14 protein-coding genes and 1 tRNA gene are annotated in these 18,569 nt (G+C 64.5%); 7 read left to right on the forward strand and 8 right to left on the reverse strand.

The annotated features are described in order from the left end of the window. Positions 1-27: 27 nt before the first annotated feature. The 3 genes from H578_RS0100855 to H578_RS12270 all read right to left on the reverse strand — a co-directional run bounded on the left by H578_RS0100855 (position 28) and on the right by H578_RS12270 (position 4,628). The gene (locus tag H578_RS0100855) at positions 28-1,356 is read right to left on the reverse strand and encodes an MFS transporter (RefSeq protein ID WP_022871825.1); all 1,329 of its coding nucleotides are present in this window, start codon (positions 1,354-1,356) and stop codon (positions 28-30) included. A 109-nt stretch (positions 1,357-1,465) separates the two neighbouring features. Continuing rightward, positions 1,466-2,728, reverse strand: a complete 1,263-nt coding sequence (locus H578_RS0100860; RefSeq protein ID WP_022871826.1) for an MFS transporter — start codon at positions 2,726-2,728, stop codon at positions 1,466-1,468. Between the two features lie 100 nt (positions 2,729-2,828). Continuing rightward, positions 2,829-4,628, reverse strand: a complete 1,800-nt coding sequence (locus tag H578_RS12270; RefSeq protein ID WP_245554863.1) for a phosphotransferase — start codon at positions 4,626-4,628, stop codon at positions 2,829-2,831. Between the two features lie 123 nt (positions 4,629-4,751). Between H578_RS12270 and H578_RS0100870 the strand changes: the two genes are divergently transcribed. Further along, positions 4,752-6,917 carry an ATP-dependent DNA helicase UvrD2 gene (locus H578_RS0100870; RefSeq protein WP_022871828.1) on the forward strand — a complete coding sequence of 722 codons (2,166 nt, stop codon included), beginning with the start codon at positions 4,752-4,754 and terminating at the stop codon, positions 6,915-6,917. Between the two features lie 60 nt (positions 6,918-6,977). Here the strand turns inward: H578_RS0100870 and H578_RS0100875 are convergent, their stop codons facing one another. Next, complete coding sequence (locus H578_RS0100875) at positions 6,978-7,166, reverse strand: hypothetical protein (RefSeq protein WP_022871829.1); 189 nt, start codon at positions 7,164-7,166, stop codon at positions 6,978-6,980. A 59-nt stretch (positions 7,167-7,225) separates the two neighbouring features. After that, a complete protein-coding gene (locus tag H578_RS0100880) occupies positions 7,226-7,816 on the reverse strand; it encodes a M48 metallopeptidase family protein (protein ID WP_022871830.1) in 591 nt (196 codons plus the stop codon). A gap of 104 nt (positions 7,817-7,920) precedes the next feature. Here H578_RS0100880 and H578_RS0100885 point away from each other — a divergent pair, with 104 nt between their 5' ends. From H578_RS0100885 to H578_RS0100905, 5 genes are all read left to right on the forward strand, one after another. Next, positions 7,921-8,631, forward strand: coding sequence for a ubiquitin-activating E1 family protein (locus H578_RS0100885; protein ID WP_022871831.1), 711 nt, complete (start codon positions 7,921-7,923; stop codon positions 8,629-8,631). Next, positions 8,628-10,199, forward strand: a complete 1,572-nt coding sequence (locus H578_RS12275; protein ID WP_022871832.1) for a zinc-dependent metalloprotease — start codon at positions 8,628-8,630, stop codon at positions 10,197-10,199. The genes H578_RS0100885 and H578_RS12275 overlap by 4 nt, the downstream gene beginning before the upstream one ends. Then, complete coding sequence (locus H578_RS12280) at positions 10,196-11,287, forward strand: YlbL family protein (protein ID WP_022871833.1); 1,092 nt, start codon at positions 10,196-10,198, stop codon at positions 11,285-11,287. Before H578_RS12275 ends, H578_RS12280 begins: the two co-directional genes overlap by 4 nt. Before the next feature lie 59 nt (positions 11,288-11,346). After that, positions 11,347-14,484, forward strand: coding sequence for a UPF0182 family membrane protein (locus H578_RS12285; protein WP_022871834.1), 3,138 nt, complete (start codon positions 11,347-11,349; stop codon positions 14,482-14,484). A gap of 126 nt (positions 14,485-14,610) precedes the next feature. Then, positions 14,611-14,684: transfer RNA gene (locus tag H578_RS0100905), tRNA-Met, on the forward strand. Between the two features lie 129 nt (positions 14,685-14,813). Here H578_RS0100905 and H578_RS12290 read toward each other — a convergent pair. Continuing rightward, positions 14,814-15,596: a transposase gene (locus tag H578_RS12290; protein WP_022871835.1), complete on the reverse strand. Its 783-nt coding sequence runs from the start codon at positions 15,594-15,596 to the stop codon at positions 14,814-14,816. A 502-nt stretch (positions 15,597-16,098) separates the two neighbouring features. On the opposite strand from H578_RS12290, the gene H578_RS0100915 reads away from it, so the two are divergent. Then, the gene (locus tag H578_RS0100915; protein WP_022871836.1) at positions 16,099-16,485 is read left to right on the forward strand and encodes a hypothetical protein; all 387 of its coding nucleotides are present in this window, start codon (positions 16,099-16,101) and stop codon (positions 16,483-16,485) included. A gap of 113 nt (positions 16,486-16,598) precedes the next feature. On the opposite strand, the gene H578_RS0100920 is transcribed toward H578_RS0100915, so the two are convergent. Both H578_RS0100920 and H578_RS0100925 read right to left on the reverse strand, forming a co-directional pair. After that, positions 16,599-17,297 (reverse strand): response regulator, encoded by a 699-nt coding sequence (locus tag H578_RS0100920; RefSeq protein ID WP_022871837.1) that lies wholly within the window; start codon positions 17,295-17,297, stop codon positions 16,599-16,601. Then, positions 17,294-18,508 carry a sensor histidine kinase gene (locus tag H578_RS0100925; protein WP_022871838.1) on the reverse strand — a complete coding sequence of 405 codons (1,215 nt, stop codon included), beginning with the start codon at positions 18,506-18,508 and terminating at the stop codon, positions 17,294-17,296. Before H578_RS0100925 ends, H578_RS0100920 begins: the two co-directional genes overlap by 4 nt. Positions 18,509-18,569: the final 61 nt, after the last annotated feature.

Below are 18,569 nucleotides of genomic sequence, written 5' to 3' on the forward strand. Positions count from 1 at the left end.
ACCCCGGTGCCCTGCGCTGCCCTACCCCTATACGGGCAGCCCGCGCCGCTTGGTCAGCCAGATGGCGTACAGGCAGATGGCGATCCCCAGCCCGGCGGCGATGGCACCGGCGTAGGCGGGGGCCCGCAGGCCGAACCCGGCGTCGATGACTACCCCGCCGAGGATCGCGCCGATCGCATTGGCACTGTTGAACGCCGAGTGTTGGAAGCTCGCGGCCAGTTGCGGTGCCCGTGGCGCGGTGTCAATCAGGTGGGTTTGCATCGCCGGCCCCAAGGCACCGGCGGCCGCGCCGATGAGGAACAGCAGCACCACCATCACAGGTCCCAGTTGGGCCAGCAGCCCGAACAGCGTCATGAACGTGGCCACCAAGACCGTGGCCACCAGCACGGTGCCGAGCACGGACTTATCAGAGAACCACCCTCCGGCGAAGTTGCCGATGACATTGCCCAACCCGAACATCAGCACCACGAACCACAGCCAGCGTTCGCCGATGCCAGCGACATCGACGGCAATGTGGGAGATATATGAGTAGATGGCGAACATCCCGGAGAAGCCCACAATGACCAGAGCGATGCCCACCCAGAGCCGCTGATTGGCCAGGCCCTTGAGCTCCCCGCGGATCGAGGAGCCCTCCGGCGGTTGCATCCGGGGCGCACAGTAGGCCACCGCCACCATGGTGATAATCGCCAGCACGGCAGTGATGAGGAACATCAACCGCCAGCCGAACTGCTGCCCAGCCCAGGTCACCGCCGGTACCCCCATCAGGTTGGCGATTGCGATTCCGGACAGCACCACCGCAATCGCCCGAGCCCGCTTAGTGGGGCCGGCCATTTGCGCGGCCATCAGTGCCGCAGTGGCGAAGTAGGCCCCATGCGGTAGGCCAGAGAGGAACCGACCGAACAGCAATGCCTCAAAGGTGGGTGCGAAGTAGCTGAACACATGGGCGAAGGCGAAGATCCCCAGCAGGAACAACCCGTAGGTTTTCCGTTCCCGTTTGGCACCCATCAAGGAGAGAATCGGCGCGCCAATGACCACCCCGGCGGCATAAAAGGTGATGAGCAGCCCGCCCTCGGAGTAACTGGTCAGCGCCAACTCCTGGACCGCCTCACGCTGCAGCCCCATAATGGCGAACTCAGTCACCCCAATGGCGAACCCGCCCAGGGACAGGGCCAAGATCGCCACCGCCACCTGCCGTGGTGAGTACTGCGGCTGCTGGTGATCCGCACTGACGGCACGCATCGTGCCGGTCACCACCGGGATCGAGCCGCTGAGCACCTGGATGGGGCTGGTCATCGGCCCGATGGGGGAAGAGGTTGCCTCCTCGTAGTCGGGGACGCGGTCAGTCTTCTGGCTCATGGCTGAAGCCTCCTCACACGCAGTTGACCTCCTATGCTCCACGGTGCAGATGAACCGAATGTGACAGACGGTGGTGATGGGGCGTCGTCGTGCGCTCTTCGGCGGCGGTTCAGACCTTCAAGCCTCGCCGCCGAGTCAGCCAGACCGCGTAGAGAGCGATCAGCACCCCGCACCCGGCAGCGATGGCACCAGCGAAGGCCGGGGCCCGCAGTCCGAATCCGGCTGCGATCACCCACCCGCCCATCATCGCGCCCAGTGCATTGGCGGCATTGAACGCCGAATGATGGAAGCTCGCCGCCAGCTGTGGGGCCTTCGGCGCCGTGTCGATCAGATGGGTCTGCATCGACGGGCCCAGGGTGGAGGCCGACACCCCAACGAAGAACAACAGCACGATCATCGGCACCAAGAGATGAGCCAGAGCACCGAAAGCCGCCATGAACACCGAGACCATCGCCATGGCCCCCACCACGGTACCCAGCACCGACTTGTCGGAGAGCCAGCCGCCCAAGAAGTTGCCGAGTACCATCCCCACACCGAAGACGAACACCACCAGCCACAACCACGACTCCTCGATCCCTGCAACCTCCACGGCAATATGCGAGATGTAGGAATAGATGGCGAACATACCGGAGAACCCCACGACAGCCAGCGCTATTCCAACCCACAACCGTTGGTTGGCCAGGCCCTTCAGTTCCCCGCCCATCGAGGTGCCAGCCGGAGGGTGTTGCCGTGGAGCGCACAGCGCCACCGCCACCATGGTGACCACCGCCAGCGCCGCGACGACGGCGTACATCCACCGCCAGCCGAACTGCTGTCCCAGCCACGTCACCGCTGGCACCCCGGTCACATTGGCGATGGCCAACCCCGAGAGCACCACGGAGATCGCCCGGGCCCGTTTGGCCGGGCCCGCCATCTGCGCGGCCATCAGGGCAGCCACTGCGAAGTAGGCCCCATGGGGCAGCCCGGAGAGGAACCGGGTGACCAGCATCGTTTCGAAGGTCGGAGCGAAGAAGCTGAGCACATGGGCCACCGCAAAGATGCCCAGCAGCACCAGCCCGTAGGTTTTCCGTTCCCGTTTGGCTCCCAGCAGGGAGAGGATCGGCGCCCCGACCACCACACCGAGCGCGTAGAAGGTCACCAGCTGCCCGCCCTGTGGCACCGTGATATCCAGGTCTGCAACGGCCTCCCGCTGCAGCCCCATGACCGCGAATTCTGTCACCCCCACGGCGAACCCACCCAGGGAGAGCGCGAGAATCGCCACTGCGATCTGCCGCCGAGAGTACTCCGGGGCGGGATTGTCCACCAGGGGGACACCGCCGGTGGCGGGATGGCTGGTCTGTGGCCCGGTGACGGGCTTTCCTGGGCTGCTCACAGGCGCCTCAACTCACGGCTCTGGCAGTTCATTCCCACTGAGGCGTTTTAAGCTGACCGGAAGGGCAGATGGTAGCAGGTAGCAGGCGACCGGGCCTGACTCAGCGGCCCGGTGGACGCAGACCCGGGTGCCGGTCGTAGATGGAGCTCCCCGATGAGGACGACGACGCCGGTTTGGCCCCTGAATTGCGCCCGCTCGTCTGAGCGGGGCGCTCAGCAGGGCTCTGAGCGGAACCGGTGGAGGAACCCGCCGGCGAGGGGGCTGAGGGTGCCGAGGATCCAGAGGGCGCCGACTGCGCTGAGCGAGCAGACCCTGCTGAGCGAGCAGACTGTGCGGATTGAGCAGACTGTGCGGATTGAGCAGATTGGGCCGACTCCGCGGAGCGAGCCGAGGACGCTGAGGCGGGGAAGAAGTGCTTCTGCTTGGCCCGCTGCTCACTTTCACTGGTGGGCTGGATGGGAAGTTCCCCGGTGCTGGGAACAGGTTCCGAGCCGACGTCGAACTCCCGGTCGTCATCGACAAACGCTGGCAGATCCGCCGAACCGGCGGTCCTGCCAGACGGTGATGGGCTACCGGTGGGCACCTGAGCCGGCTGCCGTGGCCTCAGGGGAGTGACCTTCCCGGTGGGATCATCATCCGCCGGCACAGGCGCGGGGACCTCCCCGGTGAGTTCTTCACCGTCGAGGTCGTCGTCGATGTCATCGCCCTGACCGAGGTCATCCTCAGCGAAGGGACCGGCCGAGTGCGTCTGCCCGACGGCGCCTGCTGTCTGTGGGGTCCCCGGCTGAGGGGAGGAGGCTGCCGCGGAGGCGTCGGTGATGACCGCCGGCTCGCCGTCGTCGTCGGGTTCATCCCATCCCACCACTTGGGCGGCGGCACCGGCACGGATGACCGGCTTGGAGTCCTGATCCCCAGCGGGGGTGCGGACTTGCTCACCCTCCATAGGGGTCACCGAAATGTCCCGGCCCCCGTAGGTCTCGATATCCGACGCGAGCTGGCTCAGCAGTCCTTTGGCTTCGGTGACCATCTGGTGGTTCTCCGAGGCATGGCCGCGCACCAGCCACTGGGCCAGCGCGAACTCAGCGGCCAATGCGGCTCGGCGCAGAATGTGCTCATCGGCTTCGGTGGTGCGATGCCGGCGGTAGGCGGCGACGACGGCGTCGGCGAACCCCTGCCGCGGGGAACTGACCAGCCAGGCCAGGTCATCGGCCGGATCGCCCAGATGTAGATCCGTCCAGCCGGTCACCGCCACCACACGGTCCCCGTCGATGAGCAGGTTGTCCTCATGCAGGTCTCCGTGCACCACGGTGGGGGAGAACTCCCAGAGCTGTTTGTCCTCCATGGCGTGTTCCCACCGGCGCAGCAGGAGTGGGGGGATCTGGCCGGTGGCCGCCGCTGCATCCAGCTCGTTGAGACGGCGCTGACGCAGCCGCTCGGCACTGTAACGGGGCAGCTCAGCATGATCGACCACGGACTCGGCCAGGTCGTGAACCGCGGCGATGGTGCGGCCGATGTCATCGATGAGTTCGGCAGAAGCTCCGGGGGTCTCCTCCGTACCGGCCAATTCCTCCAGCGGCAGCCCGGCGCCGGGAAGGTGGTTGTAGACGAAGACCCGCATCTCCTCGACCCGGGTTGCTCCAGCCACGCTGGGCACGCGGAAGGGAAGCTCCGCGCGGATCGCAGTGGAGAAACCTCGCAGCACCTGGACCTCGGTCTCCAAGCGCATGGCGGCCTGGGAGTGCTGGGGTGCGCGGACCCGCCACCGGTTCCCGGCGCCGTCGACGACCACCGCGGAGGTGAAGTCCCGGGCGTCATCGGCGGCCGCGGCCACCGCCGTGGGGGACAAGCCCGGCACAGCACGGGTGGCCAGAGCCGCCAGTTCCATCGAAGTCCATCGCACGCAGCTCAGCCTAGAATCCGAGCGGCAGTGTGCCCCGCTGAAACGCGGGGATGGACCCAACCCGTGTGCCGGCTGTGGAAAACGCCTGCGGGGTTCTCACCACCGGCGGCTACCGTAGAGACCATGAACGACGCCGCCGAGACGGTCCTCGAAGGGCTCGACGCCGAGCAGCGCGCCGCCGCTGCCACCCTGACCGGGCCGCTGTGTATCCTCGCCGGGGCCGGTACCGGAAAGACCCGGGCCATCACTCACCGGATCGCCTACGGGGTCCGTGCCGGGGTCTATGATCCCCACCGGGTGTTGGCGGTGACGTTCACCGCCCGCGCCGCCGCAGAGATGCGCTCCCGGTTGACCTCCTTAGGAGCTCCCGGAGTGCAGGCGCGAACATTCCACGCCGCGGCCTTACGGCAGTTGCAGTACTTCTGGCCGGTGTCCGTGGGTGGTCAGATGCCCACGATTGTGCAGAACAAGATCCGGCTGATCGCCGAGGCGGCTAAGCGCCTGCGGCTGACGACCGACCGGGCCTCCTTGCGGGACTTCGCCTCAGAGATCGAATGGGCCAAAGTCTCCACCATCACTGCCGCCGACTACCCCGCCCGAGCCGCCGGACGCCCGGCCCCGGCGGGGGTGGAACACACCAGTTTCGCCAAGCTGTATGAGGCCTATGAGGACTTAAAGACCGATCGGCATGAGATGGACTTCGAGGACGTACTGCTCTTCACCGCTGGGATGCTCACCGAAGATGAGAAGGTCGCCGCTCAGGTCCGGCAGCAGTACCGGCACTTTGTGGTCGACGAATACCAGGACGTCTCCCCCCTGCAACAGCGGCTGCTGGACCTCTGGCTCGGCGGGCGTGAGGAGATCTGCGTCGTCGGTGATGCCGCCCAGACCATCTACTCCTTCACCGGGGCCAGGCCTGACTACTTACTTCAGTTCCGCAGCCGCTACCGGCACGCCGAGGTCATCAAACTGGTCCGCGACTACCGTTCCACCCCCGAGGTAGTGCGTCTGGCCAACTCTCTGCTGGCTGACCGCACCGCCGAAGACGAACAGATCGCCCGCCGGGCTGCAGCCCGCAAGCGTGCCGGGGAGAACACCGACACTCAACCTCCCCCGTGGCCGGCACCGCTGACGCTGATCTCCCAACGGGACCACGGCCCGGTCCCACAGCTGACTCAGCACCCCGACGACGACGCCGAAGCCGACTGGATCGCCGAAACCATCAGTCAGCTCGCCTCCAGTGGAGTGGCACTGAGTGAGATCGCAGTGCTCTACCGCACCAACGGCCAGTCTCAGACGTTCGAGCAGGCGCTGAGCTCCCGCGGAATCTCCTACCAGCTACGCGGCTCCGAACGGTTCTTCTCCCGCCGCGAGGTCCGGGAGGCTATCGCGGCACTGCGCACCTCATCCCTGGTGCAGACCGAAGAACCGGTCCCCGAGGCCGTGCGAGCTGTGTTGTCCTCGATCGGTTGGTCCCGCACCGCCCCCGAATCCACCGGGGCTGTGCGGGAACGATGGGAGTCCCTGGCCGCCCTGGTCTCCTTGGCCGACCAACTTGCCGCCGAACGACCGGGGCTCACCGTGCGTCAGTTCCTCGCCGAGCTGGAAGAGCGCTCCGCAGCTCAGCACGCACCCACAGTGGAAGGTGTCACCCTGGCCTCGCTGCACTCGGCCAAAGGCTTGGAATGGGATGCGGTCTTCCTCGCTGGGTTGTGCGAAGGGCTGATGCCCATCACCTTCGCTCGCACCCAACGGGAGATCGATGAGGAACGCCGCCTGCTCTACGTAGGGATCACCCGGGCCCGTACCCACCTCTACCTTTCCTCCGCTGCGGCACGGCACACCGGGGGACGTGGCCGGCGGAAACCCTCCCGGTTCCTCGCCCCCCTGCGCCGTGAACTGGGAATGGAAGAACCCGTACGGAGAATCGCACCGGGGTCAGGTAAGCCCAGTCCGAATGCCTCGTCCCGGCGCAGCACGGTGACCTGTGCGACCTGTGGGGCAGCGTTGACGGTGGCCAGCCACATTCGACGTCAGCGCTGTGAGAACTGCCCGCCGCGATATGATGCCGCCCTCTACGAGGCGCTGCGGACTTGGCGGCTCGATTACTCCAAACAACTGGGGAAACCGGCGTTCATGGTCTTCGCTGATGCCGAACTCGAAGTCCTCGCCGAGCGCAAACCAGCGCCGGTGGATGAGGAACTGCTCAAGATCCCCGGTATCGGGCAGAAGAAACTCCAAGCCCACGGGGAAGGGCTCAAACAGGTGCTCCGCGAACACAGCAGCTGACGGCGTCGGCCCGTGCTCCTGGCATTCCTGCCCGGGGTTTCGGCTCCTGCTCCAGGGGGTTTACTGCTCCGGTCGGCCGAAGAGTCGGCCCTTGAGCCAGTTCAGCGCGATGATGACCAGCGCGCAGATCCCGATGGCCCCGGCCATGGCCAGCAAGTGCAGCCACCACGGTGCTGGGTCCCCCTCGGGCTCGGAGTCAGCGACCACCACGGCGGTGGTCAACAGCAGCAACACAGTGGGGTGAGTCATCGCAGGCATCCTATCGGCTGATCTCGTTGCGGCTGTGCCTGTGGTGACCGGACTGATGCTTACAGGCCCTCGGATGCAGGCCCCCCGGGCGCCGGGCGGGGCAGTTGTCCGCCGTCGAGATGTTGTTCGGCCCAACTGACCCCCTCAAGGAAGGCATCAGCCTCTCGGGTTCGGGGGTAGCGGGCCACCAGCTGCTGAAACGCCGGACCGTGGCCGGGTTCGATCAGATGTGCTAGCTCGTGGACCAACACCGCATCCACCACCCAATCCGGCATGGTGCGCAGCCGGGCGGAGAGTCGGATGGTTCCGGTCGAGGAGGTCGCCGACCCCCAGCGGCGTAATTGTTGCTGGGACCACCGCACCGAGGTCGGCTGCGGTATCCCGTCGAGATACTGCGCGGATAACTGCTGGGCGCGGTGCTGAAGCTGGGCGTCCCCGCCGCCGGAGCGGGACTGGCGGGCCTGTAGTTTACGTCGGAAAGCCCGGGCGTGGCGGCGCACCTCCGCTTCGGGGAGCCGGGCAGGCACCTGGATACGAAGCATCCCACCGACCAGATCCGCGGTGACGGTACGGCGCCGACGGGCAGACCGGACCACGATGATCTCCTCACCGTCAACGTCCAGACGGTGTTCAGTGCGGGCAGCAGCCATGACCCTCGAGCTTACCTGTGGAAAACCACCACCGCCCGGGAGCGAATCCAGCCACAATGGAGATCAGCGTTCAGATCAGACGAGGACCGTCAGGAGGACCACCGATGCCCCCTTCTGCTGAGACTGCTGTGGCCGCAGCGCGGCGTCACCTGGCCACTGTACTGATCGACACCCTGAACCCGGTGGGCGTGCAGTTGGCCGAGCACCTGGCGCAGGCTCAGGTGGGCACGCTGTTGCTGCGTGATGAACGCGAAGTCTGTGAAGCCGACGTCGGACGCGGATTCCGGCGGCTCCACGTGGGGTTCAGCCGTGCTGAGGCGGTCCGCTCAGCGGTGATGAGTGCCGAAACCGGCACCACCGCCGCTGAGGTCCCTGCCGGAGCGGGAACCCGAGGGGTCGATGTCCACGTGCTCACCGGGGTCTGCGCAGCTGATCTGGACCTGGTGCGGCAGGCGGCAGAGACCGCCACGCGGACCCTGGTGGTGAGCATCACCGGCTCCGGTATTCGTCTGGGGCCGCTACTGGGGTCAGGGACTCCGCTCTGCGCGGAATGTTGTGTGGTGCTTGGTCTATTGCCTGAGCACCGGCAGGAACACACCGCACCGCAGCTGGAGGCCCTCGCCGCCGCGGCCGCGGCCCACCAAGTGCTAGCGCTCATCGACGCCGGTCAGCCGGTGTCCACTGAATCGGCGGTGCTCACCGCGCAGACCTCTGGAGTGATCCACGTAGAGCCGGTGAAGCCGGTGCCGGACTGTCGGTGCATCGCCGAGATGGGGCCAACCCCCAGCCACGCCCGATACCCTGGGGCACTATGAGCGACAACGGCGACCGCAGCGGCGAGAACCCGAACGAGCAGGACCCCGAAGAGATGCTTCGCAGACTCTTCGGGGAGGCCTTCGGGAACACGGACGACGACGCCGACCCCGAGGCAGACGACACCCCGGAGGAGGAGAAACCCTCCGCTTCCCGTGGCCCTTCCATGGGGTTCACCGGTGATCCTCGCTCCAGCTCGTCCTCCCAGGATGACGACTCCGGCCAGGCCGGCGGGTTCCCCGGCTTCCCGCCCGGCTTCGATCCCGGCATGCTCGGACCCCTGGGTGCAGACCCTCAAATGCTCCAGCAGATCATGGGCCAGGTCCAGGCGATGTTCTCCGCGATGCAGAGTGACGACGAGGGATCCGCGGTGAACTGGGATGTCACGATGTCGGCTGCCCTCTCAGCGGTCCAAGATGATGACCCCCCGATGACTCCCTCGGATCAGCACCACGTGGACTCTGCGCTGCGGTTGGCCGAAATGTGGCTCGACGAGGCCACCAGTTTCGACGCCCTGGGGCAGATCGGTCAGGCGCTGACCCGGCGGAAGTGGATCGAGCAGACTTTTGAATCGTGGAAGCAGCTGACTGAACCAGTCGCGGTCTCGGTGGGCAAGGCGATGGCTCAGGTGGTCCGCCAACAGCTCGAAGAGGGCGAAGGTGCCGGTATCCCCGAAGAACTCCGCGGCATGCTTCCCCCGGAAGCCATGGGACAGTTCGCCACCATGATGGAACGGATGGGCGGTGTTGCCTTCGGAGCCCAGATCGGCCAGGCGATCGGCGAACTGGCCAGTGAGGTGCACTCCGGATCAGATATCGGTTTACCGATGGCCGGGCAATCCTTGGCGCTGGTGCCGTCCAATATTCGTGACTTCGGTGACGGGCTGCAGGTGGAGGATGAAGAAGTCCTGCTCTACCTGGCCCTGCGGGAGGCTGCCCGTATTCGGTTGTTCGCCCACGCCCCGTGGCTGGATGATGACCTCTTCAACGCGGTCGCCCAGTACGCCGCGGGCATCCACATCAACATGGACCGGATTGAGGAAGCCGCAGCGAATATCAACCCCCAGGATCCGGAGGCGGTCGAGGCGCTCTTCGGGGAGGATCTCTTCACTGCGGACCGCACCCCCTTACAGGAAGCTGCCCTGCGGCGCATCGAGACCACACTGGCGCTGGTGGAAGGGTGGGTCGACGACGTCGTCTCCCAAGCGGCCGCGCATCTTCCCTCCCTGGAGCGGCTGCGGGAGACGATGAACCGGCGTCGTGCCACGGGCGGCCCGGCCGAGCAGGCCTTCGCTGCCCTGGTTGGCTTGGAGCTGCGGCCCCGCCGGCTGCGGGACGCTGCCGCGCTATGGAAGCACCTGCGGGAGACTCTCGGGGTATCCGGCCGCGATGAGGTGTGGTCTCACCCGGATGTTCAGCCCGATGAGGCCGATCTCGACGACCCGGAGGGCTTCCAGGCCCGCCGTAGTCAACGGGAACAGGCCTCTGCGGAGATGGACGATGAGCTGAAGAAGCTGCTCGACGGCGACTACGGCTCCACCGGGGAGGACAACGGCGGGGACGCCCGGTGAGCAGTCCTGGGCCGCTACGGCTGGCGGTTCAGCTGGTCTCCGGTGTGGTGGTACTCCTGGGGGCCTTCGGTGCGCTCTTTTTGCCCGCGCCCTATCTGATGGAGTCCCCGGGCCCGACTTTCGACACCACCGGGGAAATCGAACGTGAAGACGGCGAGGAACTACCGGTTATCACTGTCTCCGGGGCGGATACCTACCCCACTGAGGGCCAGTTGGCGCTGACCACGGTCTACGTCAGTGGGGCGCCGACGTCGACCGTCAGCGGCTTCGAAGCACTCTCGGGCTGGATCTCTCCGACCGTAGATCTGACCCCGCATGAGTTGGTCTACCCCTCGGGCACCACGGAGCAGGAGGTCCGAGAACGCAATGAGGCGGCGATGACCTCCTCACAGGAGCTGGCTTTCGCCGCGGCGCTGGACCAGCAAGGCATCGACTACGCGGTGACCCTTTTTGTGGCGGGCTTCACCGAGGAGGCCGAGGCCGCGGGGGTGGCCGATCAACTCCGCGTTGACGATCAGATCCTCGCCGCCGCAGGTGAGGAAATCACCGGTATCGAAGGGCTGCGTTCGGCGGTCAATGAAGCTGCCGGTGAACCGATAGAATTGACGGTGCTGCGTGACGGCGAAGAGCTCACCGTTGAGGTTCCCACTTACCAGGAAGCCGACGGCGAGTACTACGTCGGCATTCTGCTCGGCAGTGAGTTCGACTTCCCCTACGGCATCGATATCCGGCTCTCGGAGAACGTCGGCGGCCCCTCAGCGGGTCTGATGTTCGCCCTGGGCATCATCGACACGATGACAGAGGAGTCACTGACCGGCGGGGAGCACTGGGCCGGTACTGGCACCGTCGACCCGGATGGCACGGTCGGGCCAATCGGCGGGATTCCTCAGAAGATCGTCGGTGCGCGGGACGAAGGGGCAGAGTACTTTTTGGCCCCGCGGCAGAACTGTGGTGAGCTGGAGGGCAGACGTGTAGACGGACTTGACGTCTACGGAGTCGACGACGTCGACGAGGCGGTCAGCGTCGTCGAAGCCGTCCGGGACGGCGACACCGAATACCTTGAACAGCTGCCGGCCTGCGGCAGCTGAAGACCGCATAGAAGCGGTCGCCCCTTGATGAGTGACAAACAGAGATTAAGGACGAACGCGTGAGCTCCAACCCGGGATTCGGCTCCCAGAACCCCTTCGGCGGCGGGATCTTCGGCCCCGGCCCAGGCGGGCCCGGCGGCGATGACACCCCGCGCGGCCCCGGCGGGGGAGGAGGTCCCTCTGAACCCGCAGGGCCACGTCCCAGCGGTGGTTTCCGGCGGCCCTCAGCCCTGCTCATCACCATCATCATCATTGTGGCTCTGCTGGCGGCCTTCGTGGTCTTCTCCGGGTTCTACGCGGAGATCATGTGGTACTCCCACCTCGGTTTCTCAGAGGTGTTCTGGACCGAGCGCCTGACCCGGCTAGCCGTCTTCGCTGCGGCGTTTCTGGTCATGGGGCTGCTGGTCTTTACGAGTCTGTGGTTCGCCTTCCGTGCCCGACCCGAACGTGCCGGCCCGCAGCTGGATGACAATGTCGCCCGCTACCAGAAGTCGCTGACGTCCATGCGGCGCTTGCTGCTGTTCGGACTGCCGGTGCTGCTGGGATTGTTCGCTGGCACCGCCGCCCAGGCCAACTGGGACGGGGTGTTGATGTTCTTCCACCAGGAGCCCTTCGGCGACACCGACCCGGAGTTCGGCCTGGACTACGCCTTCTACGTCTTCACTCTGCCCTTTTTGGGCTTTATCACCGGCTTTTTGATCTCCGCGGTGCTTGTCGCTGGGATCGCAGGCATCCTCTGCCACTACCTGTTCGGCAATATCCGCATCGAATCCACTGGCAAGTTCGTCGTGGAGAAGGCGGCCCGTTGGCACATTGCGGTGGCCGCTGCGGTCTTCCTGCTGTTGCAGGGCATCAACTGGTGGCTTAACCGGTACGCCACTTTGCAGGACCAGGGCGGTAACTGGGCCGGTGCCATGTACACCGACGTCAATGCGGTCATCCCTGCGCAGACCATCTTGGCCATCGCCGCAGTCATCGTGGCCTTGGCATTTATTCTTACTGCGATTACGGCCCGCTGGCGGTTCTCGGTGATCGGAACGGCCATGCTGGTGGTCACTGCCGTCGTCGGTTCTGGGATCGTGCCGTTCCTGGTTCAGGAGTACCAGGTGGGACCCACCGAGCAGAGCCTCGAGCGGGACTACATCCAGCGCAATATGGAGCACACCAGTTACGCCTATGGGCTGAACGACATCGAGAAGCAGAACTACAACGCGGTGCCGCAGGCTGAAGAGGGTGCGCTGGCCGATGACACCCACAACATCGAGAACATCCGTCTGCTGGACCCCAACCTGGTCTCCGCTGCTTACCGGCAGTTCCAGCAGTTCCGTCCCTATTACCGGTTCCCGGACACCTTGAGCTTTGACCGCTACGAGATCGACGGCGAGACCCGCGACACCGTCATCGCTGCCCGTGAGGTCAACGCCCCGGAGGGCTCCTGGGTCAACGAGCACCTGATCTACACCCACGGGTACGGGTTGGTCGCTGCGAACGCGAATACTGTCACCCCGGAGGGCCGGCCCCAGTTCACTCTGCACGGCATGCCCACCACTGGTGAGCTGGCCAGTGACGAGGACTACGAGCCGCGGATCTACTTCGGTGAGAACTCCCCGCAGTACTCCATCGTTGGTGCGCCGGAAGGTGCCTCTCCCATGGAGCTGGACCGCCCGGCCACCCAGGTCACTGAAGACGACGAGGGCGATGGTGAGGCCGACGACGGCGAGGATGCTCAGTACACCTTCAGCGGTGACGGTGGCCCTTCCGTGGGCAACATGTTCAACCGACTGGTCTACGCTTTGCAGTTCCAGTCCCCCGAGATCCTCCTGTCCGGTGACATGAACGAGGAGTCCCAGATCCTCTACGACCGCCACCCTCGGGAGCGTGTGGAGAAGGTCGCACCTTTCCTGGAGGTCGACCAGAACATTTACCCGGCCATTGTTGACGGGCGGGTGAAATGGATCGTAGAGGGTTACACGACCTCCAACGCTTTCCCCTACTCCACTCAGCAGCAGCTGGAGTCGGCAACCACTGACGCGCTGACCCAAGGTGGTCCCCAGCTGACTGGGCAGGTCAACTACATCCGCAACTCGGTCAAAGCCACTGTGGATGCCTACGACGGTTCGGTAGACCTCTACGCCTGGGATGATGAAGACCCCATCCTGAAGACCTGGGAGAACGTCTTCCCGGAGTCATTGCAGTCTTATGAGGAGATGAGCGCCGAACTGCTGGACCATGTCCGCTATCCCGAGGACATGTTCCGAGTCCAACGTGAGCTGCTGACCGAGTACCACGTCGACGACGCCGGCACGTTCTATGAGGGCAATGACGCGTGGTCTGTGCCCTCTGACCCCACCAGTGGGGACGGCGTGGCTCAGCCGCCGTACTACATGACCCTGCAGATGCCCGAGCAGGAGGAGGCCACCTTCCAGTTGACCTCCACGTTCATCCCCGCCACTGAGGCTGACGGGCAGCAGCGCAACGTACTCTACGGTTTCCTTGCCGCCAGCGGTGACGCCGGCACCGGTGAGGACGGAGTGAAGAACGAGGACTACGGTCAGATGCGGTTGCTTGAGCTGCCGCGTGACACCGCGATCCCCGGCCCGGGCCAGACTCAGGCGAACTTCGACGCTCACTCCCAGGTCGCCCAGCAGCTCAATGTGCTGGAGATCGGTGGGTCGAATGTGATCCGAGGCAATATGCTCTCGATCCCCGCCGGCGACGGCATCCTCAACGTCCAGCCGGTGTATGTGCAGTCGGCCGGTACTGACGCCGCCTATCCGGCCCTGCGGATGGTGCTGGTCGCCTTCGGTGAGGAAGTCGGCTACGGGGACACCCTGCAGGAAGCGCTCGATATGATCTTCGACGGTGACGCCGGTGTTGAGGCGGCCGAAGGGGCTGGGGTTGATGCCGAAGCCGTCGAGGACGAGGTCGACATCGACCCGGACGAGACCGAAGAAGCCACGGTCGAGGACGAGGAAGACGACGAACCGGAAGAGACCGAGGAGGCCGAGGCCCCGACTCCGGCTCCCACCGAGTTCGACGGTGATCTCTACGAGTTGGCTCAGCAGGCCCGCGAGCTGATGAATGAAGCTCAGCAGGCTCTGGAAGATGGCGACTGGGCCGCTTATGGCGAGGCTCAGGAAGAGCTTGACGCCGTGCTGGAGCAGATGGTCGAGCTCCAGGAGGAGCAGGAGGACTGAGGTTTTCTGCGGCACGTGGTCGCCCGGTGCGCTGGGCGACCACGTGACCGTGATTTTGTCCGCCGTTCACCTGCATGTAAGATAGACAAGGCCCGGAAACGGGCAGAGGGCATTGTTGCCCAACGGCGCGGGGTGGAGCAGTTCGGTAGCTCGCCGGGCTCATAACCCGGAGGTCGCAAGTTCAAATCTTGCCCCCGCAACGATGAAGGGCCGCTGACGAGGAGTTTTTCTCCAGTCGGCGGCCCTTTCCCTTTCCCTTTCCCTCAGACCCCCTGACACAGACCCCGGGTTAGGGTTATCGGAACAAATGTGTGTATGGTCCGGGCGTGTCATCCCCGTCCTGCCCAGCCTGAACGGGCCCAGAGTCCTTCTTCAGCGGTAGCTTCGGTGCCGTAGGTCTCCGGGCCAAGTGGTTCCTCCTCGACCCTCTTCGGACGTGCTGTTCTCTGCGCCTGTTTCAGGTGTCGCTGTGCCAGGGTCCATGGGTCGTGTGGATGTTCTGTGAGGCTGTTCAGCAGCCAGTCGACTGCCTTGCGGGCGTGGTCCTCGGTCATGCCCCGGTGGTGGCGTAGCAGGTGCTTGATCGCGTTATTGGGCCCACCCTCCAGCCGTGAGGTCACTCGTTCCACGGTGCGGGCCGCACCGTCGCAGTAGTCCTCCCCCAGCCAGGTAAACAGGGAGTCATCCCTGATGAGTTGCCGGTAGAGGCCCTGGACTCTGCGCAGCCGGATATGGGTGTACCACCACTGTTGGTTCGGTTTGGCCCAGGCGGGCCGCTCCAGTCCTTTCTTGGCGTAGGTGCGTTGTTTCAGGAAGGACTCCCATTTCGCTTCCCAAGAGGCGTAGGCACCCATCCACTTCGCAGCGGCATCAAGGTCCCATACCTGCATAAGGCCCTTGGTCAGCTCAAGGATCTCTTGGCCTGCCTCCAGCCGGGGGTTCAAGGTGGTGTGCTTACGAACGGCTGCTCGGATATGGAAGTAACACCGCTGAATCCTCGTTGCCGGCCAGTGCTGGTCCATCGCAGCACGTAGTCCTCGACCACCATCGGTGACCACCACATCAGGGGCGGGGAATCGCTTCAGTGTGGGGTGATTCCGGGGATTAGTCACTGAACATGCTTTCAAAGCATGTTCAGCCCTCTACTTCCCTGCTATATCAACGATCCCCAGCCGTTCTGTACACACATTTTGGCCTATAACCCCCAACAGTGGGGAGGTGACCGGTCGGTCACCGAAAGGCATGGGGGAGAACACGCCTCCACCAGGGAGGGGACGATGCTTCACGGGCGGGCGCCCTGCGGTTTGAATCCGTAGTTGTCGGCAGGGGAGCTGTCTTCCGAAACACCAGGTCACACGGTGTTTAGGCACGGCTAACATGAGTAACAAGTCTGCTTTTGATGTGGGGTAACTCACCTGAGACAGCAGTAGTTCGATCGCCGTAGTAGAGCGGATAGAGACTGAAGCGCGTGCGACATGGTGACTGGAGCCGACCGAGTTCACATTCGGGTCCCGATTTGCCCCGGTCGTGTTCACGAAACATAGCCGTCGTTATGGTGTTCACAACTCAGTGTTCAGCGTGCATTAAGGGTCATCCGCCGGAGAGGAGCATTAGATGATCTTCATCGCCCCCCTCGTGGGTTACCTGTCGCTGGCTGGGTTCACCTTGTTCATGCGTACAGCGGTGCAACGAAATTGGATGACTCCGCAGATGCGGATGGGGCTGGCCACAGAGGAGACCACGCGTACAGACCAGGTATGGCGGGCAAGCCACGCCCACGTAGATGGCCATCTACGAGCGGTAGTGGTGATCGGTCTCCTATGGGCGGCAGCTTTGGCTCTTGGCATGTGGGTGAACTTTCCCCGCACCGCTATGGATCTGATCGCCGTATCCGGTCTGGTGCTCATCGGGGTGCTTATGCACCGGGCCCGGGCCCGAGCTCATGCCTTTGCTCAAAAATTCAATGTCCACCATCACCTGATAGAGGAGGAAACGAAATGAAGAAGATCCTTGCGAGGTGATGGTGTAGACACACATTTGTTCCTATAACCCCTCCTGATACAGACCCCGGGTTATAGGGGTTATCGGCCCAGGCGGTTGGGCTCTTGCGGGGGTCAGCGGCCCTGCTGTTGGTGGCTGCGGGCCAGGACCGCCGCCTGCATCCGTGAACTCAGGTGCAACTTGGCCAGCACACTGGAGACATGCGACTTCACGGTTGCTTCAGTGATGAACAGTTCCGCGGCGATCTGCGCATTACTCAACCCCCGTCCTAAAGCGGTGAGTACTTCACGTTCCCGTGGAGTCAGTTCGGCCAGGTCTCCCTCAGGGGTGAGGGTCTGGTCGGGTTGCTGTGCAGATGTGTCTCTGACGAAGGTATCCAACACCTTACGGGTCACTTCAGGAGTCACGACGCTGTCCCCGGCAGCTACCCGACGGATGGCAGTAATCAGGTCACCGGGTTCAGCGGACTTCAGCAGGAACCCGGCAGCTCCGGCGCGCAGCGCACCGAAGACCACCTCGTCCAGGTCAAACGTGGTCAGCATGAGCACCTGCGTTTCTCCCGCTGAGACGATGCGCCGAGTCGCGACGATTCCATCGGTGCCTGGCATCCGGGCGTCCATCAGCACCACATCGGGTTGCAGGGCCATCACCTGATGCACAGCAGCCTGCCCATCTGCGGCCTCACCGATCACCTCAATACCTGCCGCTGTCTCCAGGAGCAGCCGCAGGCCCGCCCGCACACTGGAATGGTCATCGGCGAGCAACACCGTAATGGGCGCCGCCGCTGCCGCGTCGTCCGGCTTGCAGTTCACTCTGAATCCTTCTGAGGTGTCTGGCTGGTGCGGGCCAGCGGGATCTCGGCTTGAACCCGCCACAGCCCCTGATGTGCTCTCGCTGTCACTGTTCCGTTGAGGCTTCGCGCTCTCTCCTGCATGGCGATGATCCCGGTCCCGCTCCCTGTCACCGTGGGTTCTTCCGCATCTTCTCTGGGTGGTGAGTCGACCGTCAGTTCCAGCTTTCGCGGCGTGGCTCTGAGGCGAACCTCCGCTGTGTTTGCGCCGTGACGGTGGGCGTTGGTCAGCGCTTCCTGCAGAATGCGCAGCACTACTCCGCGTTCTGTTGGAGTCAGGTCTGCAGGGGGGTGGCCATGAACGTCTACATCCAAACCGCCGTTTCTGGCCCGCTGAAGTACCTGATCCCAGGTGGTTTCGGTGAGGAGGCCCGTGGCGTCGTCGTCGTCCTGTCCTTGACCCCGCAGCACTTGAACCATCTGGCGCAGCTCATCCATGGCGCTGAGACTGGTCTCGCGGATCGTGCGCAGTGCTCGTCGGTCACGCTCGGCATCCGGTTCGGCATTCAACACCGCACCGGAGGTCAGGGCAATGGATGCCACGTGGGAGGAGACCACGTCATGAAGTTCTCGGGCCATCCGGCGTCGTTCCCGATCCACGGCGCTTCTGCGCCTGCGTTCCTGCTGTGCGACCACCTCCGCATGCTGCTCCTGTTCCAACCGCTGCCTGATGCGGTCCTCCACGAATGAGGGATAGCCACGCCGCACCTCACCGGCCCACCAGGCCGGAACCATGAGCACTGCAAGAGCCAACAGCCCGACATTCACTGCGGTGAACAGCGAGTCGATGAGCACCGCCCCACCTGCGAGCAGAAGAACAACGCCGCCGAGGAGTCTTTCAGACGCCTTAGCCCGGTCAGCCGGTGCTCGGATTCCGTGGTTGTAGATGAGATCCGTCAAACAGATCAGAATTCCCACGCTGAAGCCGAAACTGAGGTCCATCAGGACACACAGACCACCGAGCAGGAGGGCGAAGGTGGGGCGCTGGACCTTCAATAGCATTGCCGCACCCATGGCACCCAAGGTCACCACGTGCCACCAAGGCTGGGGGTCCCCGGGAAGCCACTGCCACCAGGGCAGATCAGTAGGGCCGGCCCAGCCCACCAGAACTGCTGCTACACCCAAGGCCAGGTAGGCGGCAGTCTGCAGATGAGCGCGGTAGTTGCGGTCCACACCGCTATTCGACCACAGTCTTGGTGGTGACAGCCTCCGTCGAAAGAGGGAGGACGAGCCA

Origin of the sequence: Nesterenkonia alba DSM 19423 (assembly GCF_000421745.1) — a bacterium.
Lineage (GTDB): Bacteria > Actinomycetota > Actinomycetes > Actinomycetales > Micrococcaceae > Nesterenkonia > Nesterenkonia alba.

Excerpts from the sequence above, each read along its gene's own strand:
- H578_RS0100855 (WP_022871825.1), bottom strand. The coding sequence starts at position 1,356 with ATGAGCCAGAAGACTGACCGCGTCCCCGACTACGAGGAGGCAACCTCT.
- H578_RS0100870 (WP_022871828.1), top strand. The coding sequence starts at position 4,752 with ATGAACGACGCCGCCGAGACGGTCCTCGAAGGGCTCGACGCCGAGCAG.
- H578_RS0100875 (WP_022871829.1), bottom strand. The coding sequence starts at position 7,166 with ATGACTCACCCCACTGTGTTGCTGCTGTTGACCACCGCCGTGGTGGTC.
- H578_RS0100880 (WP_022871830.1), bottom strand. The coding sequence starts at position 7,816 with ATGGCTGCTGCCCGCACTGAACACCGTCTGGACGTTGACGGTGAGGAG.
- H578_RS0100885 (WP_022871831.1), top strand. The coding sequence starts at position 7,921 with ATGCCCCCTTCTGCTGAGACTGCTGTGGCCGCAGCGCGGCGTCACCTG.
- H578_RS12275 (WP_022871832.1), top strand. The coding sequence starts at position 8,628 with ATGAGCGACAACGGCGACCGCAGCGGCGAGAACCCGAACGAGCAGGAC.
- H578_RS0100915 (WP_022871836.1), top strand. The coding sequence starts at position 16,099 with ATGATCTTCATCGCCCCCCTCGTGGGTTACCTGTCGCTGGCTGGGTTC.